The sequence below is a fragment of the Fulvivirga lutimaris genome, assembly GCF_009711525.1.
Classification (GTDB): domain Bacteria; phylum Bacteroidota; class Bacteroidia; order Cytophagales; family Cyclobacteriaceae; genus Fulvivirga; species Fulvivirga lutimaris.
Genome location: NZ_SMLV01000219.1, coordinates 1 through 5991, shown reverse-complemented (window position 1 = coordinate 5991; position 5991 = coordinate 1). Strand labels below are relative to the sequence as shown.

The window sequence follows — 5991 nt, the reverse complement described above, 5'->3', positions numbered from 1 at the left end:
GCAAATACCCAACCTTTACTTATCATAAATCAATATAAGTTATAATTTTGTACCTTTAACTAAACGGATATGCTATTGGATTTTGAAAAGCCTATTGCAGATTTAGAGGCAAAACTCGAAGACATGAAGAAAATCGCTGCTGACAGTGATGTAGATGTAAAAGAAGCCGTAAAATCACTAGAAACAAAGATTAAGAACCTGAAAAAGGATACTTTCAATAACCTCACCAGATGGCAAAGGGTACAGCTTTCTAGGCACCCTGAGAGACCATATACACTCGACTATGTTTATGAAATACTTGACGATTTCGTTGAGTTACATGGCGATAGGAATGTTGCTGATGATAAAGCCATGATCGGTGGGTTTGGTACTATTGACAAGCAGACTTTTATGGTTATTGGCCAGCAGAAGGGTAGAAATACCAAGCAACGCCAGATGCGTAACTTTGGTATGGCTAATCCTGAAGGCTACAGAAAGGCCCTTAGGTTGATGAAACTTGCTGAGAAGTTTAATAAGCCCATCATCACATTTATTGATACTCCTGGTGCTTTTCCTGGTCTTGAAGCTGAAGAGCGTGGACAGGGCGAGGCTATAGCCAGAAACTTGAAAGAGATGTTTATGCTCAAAGTACCTGTAATCTGTATTATTATAGGTGAAGGTGCTTCTGGAGGTGCATTAGGTATAGCCATAGGAGATAGGGTAGTAATGTTGGAAAACACATGGTACTCTGTGATCTCACCAGAATCTTGCTCTTCAATCTTATGGAGAAGCTGGGATTATAAGGAGCAGGCGGCTGAAGCTCTAAAATTGACAGCCAAAGACATGCTTGATGTTAAACTTATAGATGGTATCATTAAAGAGCCTTTAGGCGGTGCACATACAGATCTTAAATTCATGGTAAAAGAAATTAAGAAGTATATTAAAGATACGCATGCGGAATTAGATAAAATGACTCCTGAGCAGCGTATAAGTGAAAGAATTGATAAATTCTGTGCAATGGGCCAGTTCAAGGAATAAAAAATAAAGATTTACTAAATTAGAGCCACAGAATATTCTGTGGCTTTTTTAATGCTTAAAATATGAAAAAGATTAACTGGTTAGATCATTTGATAAATCTGCTTGTAGTGATTACAGGTATTACTATTGCTTATAGCTTGAACAACTATAATGAAGCAAAAAAATCTAAAGAACTACAGGATACCTATATTGAATCAATGATCACTGATATTGATAAAGATATATCAGAGCTTGACTCATTAATATTAGATGGTCAGCAGGATACGATTTTATTTAAAAGAATGTTGGAGGCCAAAACAAGACCATTGTCTAAGGACTCTATTAGTATAGCCATTTCAAGAATTGCGAGTTTAGCTTCATTTTATAGCAGAAATATCACTTATGAATCAGTGAAATCTTCTGGAAAGTTTGAATTATTAAGCTTAAAGCTGAGAATTGATATCATTGAATTTTACCACAAGGGGTATGAGCAAATAGAAGAAATAGAGTCTTATTATAAAATGAGCTTCGACAATCAGATTATACCTTTTCTTATTGAAGATGCCTTTTCAGGAAATGATGGTTTGAGTATTACCAAGCTCGCTTCAGATAAGTTTAGAACCATTTTAGGCGTGCACATGTCTTATCTAATACAGAAATTAGGTGCATATAAAGAAGGAAAGAGGTTGGCAATTAAACTTAAGGAAGAGTTAGAAGCCAGCAAGTAGTATGAAGTTACATGTTATAGATACCGGGTTTTTTAAGTTAGATGGTGGGGCCATGTTTGGAGTGGTACCCAAAACATTGTGGCAAAAAAGCAACATGCCAGATGAAAACAATCTTTGTACATGGGCCATGCGCTGTTTGTTGATTGAAGACAGCAATCGTTTGATATTAATTGACAATGGCATTGGAAATAAGCAAAGTGAAAAATTCTTCCGTCACTATTACTTACATGGAGATCATTCTTTAGAAAAATCTTTAAAAAACAAAGGTTTTGGCAAAGAGGATATTACTGACATGTTTCTGACTCATCTGCATTTTGACCATTGTGGTGGTGGTGTGGTTTATAATGGAGAGAAACTTGAGCTTGCCTTTAAAAATGCAAAATACTGGTCTAACGAAGATCACTGGCAATGGGCGACAGAACCTAACCCTAGAGAAAAGGCTTCCTTTCTTTCAGAAAATATTATGCCCATGCAGGAAAGTGGGCATTTAAACTTCGTGCCATTGGACGGATCTTCTCCATTTTTGCAATTTGACATCGCTACATTCGATGGTCACACAGACAAGCAGATGGTACCCAAAATTAAGTATAAGGACAAAACCATTGTATTTATGGCTGACCTTTTACCATCAACTACGCACATTCCATTACCCTATGTTATGGCATATGACACCAGACCGTTGCTTACCATGTCTGAAAAGGAGCAGTTTCTAAAAGAAGCGGCTGATAACGAGTACATTCTTTTTCTCGAGCATGATCCTGTCAATGAGTGCTGTACAGTTAAGCACACAGAAAAAGGTGTTAGGCTTGATCGATCATTTCCACTTTCTGAGATTCTATAAATGACTGCCAAAAGTGTAGGCTTAACATTATCTGGAGGCGGTGCAAGGGGCATTGCGCACCTTGGTGTAATTAAGGCTTTTGAGGAGCATGGAGTTAAGTTTGATGTGCTTTCTGGTGCCAGTGCGGGTGCTATTATTGGCGCACTTTATAGCTATGGCTATTCGGTTAATGAGATATTAAAGATCATTCTAGACCTCAAAGCCTTCAAGTTTATTCAGCCTGCCATGAGTACTAAGGGCTTGTTGAAAATGGATGTCATAAGGAAGTTTTTGGAATCTTACCTTCCTGAAAATTCTTTTGAGAAGTTAAAAATTCCATTATTCATAGCTGCAACTAACATTAGAACTGGTACCACTACATACTTCGAAAGTGGCGATCTAATAGGAATCATTTGTGCCTCTTCTTGCATACCAGTGCTTTTTCAGCCGGTCACGCTGGAAAATGAGCTCTATATAGATGGCGGAATACTGAATAACCTGCCAACAGAAATAATAAGAGATCGGTGTGATATACTTATTGGAAGCCATTCTAATCCTGTTGATAAGAATTTTGAAGTTAAAAATGCCCGATTTGTTTTAGAGAGGGCACTGATGCTGGCCATTACCAGAAATGCGATAGCAAGTTCTAAGCTATGCGACATACTTGTTGAACCTGAAGGTTTAGAGCCTTTTAAGGTGATGGATTTAAATAAAGCAAAAGAGATATTCGGACTAGGTTATAAGACAACCACAAAGCTAATTGAAGAACAAAAGTTGATTGAAAAGATTGGAATATGACGTTTAAAGAACAGATCCTTCAGGGAATACCCAATGAATTGCCGGCTCCCAAGCCTTTCGATATTAATGCTAATCATGCTCCCAAAAGAAGCGAAATTCTTTCTGAGGATGAGAAGAAGTTGGCGTTGAGAAATGCCCTTAGATATTTTGATAAAAAACATCATGAAGTATTAATTCCAGAATTTAGAACAGAGCTTGAAAAATACGGTCGTATATATATGTATAGGCTCAGGCCTGATTATGAGATGTACGCCCGACCATTGGAAGAGTATCCTTTTGTGTCAAAGCAAGCAGGAGCGATCATGTTGATGATTCAGAATAATTTGGATCCTGCAGTTGCCCAACACCCTCATGAGTTAATTACTTATGGAGGTAATGGTGCTGTGTTTCAAAACTGGGCTCAATATCTGCTTACTATGCAATATTTGGCTACTATGAATGACGAGCAGACATTACACATGTATTCAGGGCATCCTATGGGCCTTTTCCCATCATCGAAATCAGCACCGAGGGTTATTGTTACTAATGGAATGATGATTCCTAATTACTCATCACAGGATGACTGGAATAAGTTCAATGCACTTGGTGTTACGCAATATGGCCAGATGACGGCTGGCTCATATATGTACATAGGACCACAAGGCATTGTTCATGGTACAACTATCACTGTACTTAACGGAGGACGCAAGATATCTAAAAATGGAGAAGGTCTTGAAGGTAAGTTGTTTGTTTCTTCTGGACTAGGAGGGATGAGTGGGGCGCAACCGAAGGCAGGTAATATAGCCGGTTGCGTGTCTGTTGTTGCAGAAATTAACCCAAAGGCCACACATACCCGTCATTCTCAGGGTTGGGTAGATGAAGTAATTGAAGACTTAGATGAGTTGGTAAGCAGAGTAAAATCTGCCAAGGAGAATAAAGAAGTTGTTTCCATAGCCTATCAAGGAAATATCGTTGATGTATGGGAGAAGTTCGATAAAGAAAATGTCTATATTGATTTGGGCTCAGATCAAACCTCATTGCACAACCCATGGGCAGGAGGTTACTACCCCGTAGATATTTCATTCGAGGAATCTAATAGATTGATGGCTGAAGACCCTTCAGAGTTTAAGAAGCAGGTTCAGTCTACATTAAGACGGCATGCCGCAGCTGTTAATAATCATACGGCTAAAGGAACCTACTTCTTTGATTATGGCAATGCCTTTCTGCTTGAGGCTTCAAGAGCTGGGGCAGATATTATGGCTGAGAATAACATAGATTTCAGATATGCATCTTATGTTCAGGATATTATGGGCCCCATGTGCTTTGATTATGGTTTTGGCCCATTCAGATGGGTTTGCACCAGTGGTAAGGGTGAAGACTTAGACATTTCTGATGAGATAGCAGCTAGCGTTTTGGAGGAGCTTCAGAAAAAATCTCCGCCTGAGATTCAGCAGCAAATGGCTGATAATATTAGATGGATAAGGGCCGCTAAGACCAATAAACTGGTAGTTGGTTCACAGGCAAGAATATTATATGCAGATGCTGAAGGAAGAATTGAAATAGCTCGTGCTTTTAATAAAGCTATAGCAGCAGGTAAAATGGGAGCTATTGTACTTGGTAGAGATCACCATGATGTTTCTGGTACAGATAGCCCTTATAGAGAAACCTCCAATATTTATGATGGGTCAAAGTTTACGGCTGACATGGCGATTCATAACGTTATAGGCGATTCTTTTAGAGGTGCTACCTGGGTATCAATCCACAATGGAGGTGGTGTAGGCTGGGGTGAAGTGATTAACGGAGGCTTTGGAATGTTGCTCGATGGTACTGATGAAGCTGAACGTAGATTAGAGAATATGTTGTTCTATGATGTGAATAATGGAATAGCCAGAAGGAGCTGGGCACGTAATGAAGAAGCCATTTTTGCAATAAAAAGGGCGATGCAAGTTAATCCAAACTTGAAAGTAACGCTACCTAACCATGTAAGCGACAACTTGTTAAGTTAAAATTATCTTTATTATCCTGTAAGTTTTAGCCTTAATTAGCTTATATTCCATTTGAATTAATGGTTTGGCTTTATCTAACTTAGTGTTGAACATTAAAACGAATAAAATGAAAAAAGTACTACTATTATTTTTATTGGTGGCAGCGGGGTCAATAACCACCTACGGTCAGTCAAGGATTGGCGGAAACATAGCTTACGGAACAGAAATAGAAGAATTAGGAATAGGTATCAATGGAGAGTTCTTTCTTAAGAGCAATTTAGCCATTGCACCTGGTTTTAATTATTACTTTGTTGATGATCCAGTTAATTTTTGGGAATTGAATGCCAATGTTAATTACTATTTCTCTGAGTCTGGATCTGTAGCAGTATATGTTCTAGGTGGTTTGAATTTAGCGCATATAGGCTTTGATGGATCTGATTTTGGTATTCCTGATAGGAGCGATAATGAACTTGGGTTAAACATAGGCGTAGGAGCTAATTTTGATGTTGGAGGCTCTGTAGTGCCCTTTGCACAGTTTAGATATGTACTAGGAGACTTTGATCAGGCTGTGTTCTCATTTGGTGTTAGATTCCCGTTAAATTAATTTTTGGCTGGATAATTGTAATAATATTTTTTTAACTTAAATCATAAACCAAAACTTTTAAATTATGAGAAAGATTTTTTT

General features: G+C 38.2%; 6 protein-coding genes. All 6 read left to right on the top strand.

What is annotated here, in order from left to right; translation table 11 throughout:
* The first annotated feature begins 69 nt into the window (after positions 1-69).
* The 6 genes from E1140_RS02405 to E1140_RS02380 all read left to right on the top strand — a co-directional run bounded on the left by E1140_RS02405 (position 70) and on the right by E1140_RS02380 (position 5910).
* The gene (locus E1140_RS02405) at positions 70-1017 is read left to right on the top strand and encodes an acetyl-CoA carboxylase carboxyltransferase subunit alpha (RefSeq protein ID WP_155178661.1); all 948 of its coding nucleotides are present in this window, start codon (positions 70-72) and stop codon (positions 1015-1017) included.
* Positions 1018-1079: 62 nt separating this feature from the next.
* Positions 1080-1724 (top strand): DUF6090 family protein, encoded by a 645-nt coding sequence (locus tag E1140_RS02400; RefSeq protein ID WP_155178659.1) that lies wholly within the window; start codon positions 1080-1082, stop codon positions 1722-1724.
* Position 1725: 1 nt separating this feature from the next.
* Entirely contained in the window at positions 1726-2565 is an 840-nt protein-coding gene (locus E1140_RS02395) for an MBL fold metallo-hydrolase (RefSeq protein WP_155178657.1), read from the top strand.
* A complete protein-coding gene (locus E1140_RS02390; RefSeq protein WP_155178654.1) occupies positions 2566-3342 on the top strand; it encodes a patatin-like phospholipase family protein in 777 nt (258 codons plus the stop codon).
* A complete protein-coding gene (locus tag E1140_RS02385) occupies positions 3339-5327 on the top strand; it encodes a urocanate hydratase (RefSeq protein ID WP_155178652.1) in 1989 nt (662 codons plus the stop codon). The genes E1140_RS02390 and E1140_RS02385 overlap by 4 nt, the downstream gene beginning before the upstream one ends.
* Positions 5328-5433: 106 nt before the next feature.
* Positions 5434-5910: an outer membrane beta-barrel protein gene (locus E1140_RS02380; protein ID WP_155178650.1), complete on the top strand. Its 477-nt coding sequence runs from the start codon at positions 5434-5436 to the stop codon at positions 5908-5910.
* The last annotated feature ends 81 nt before the right edge of the window (positions 5911-5991 follow it).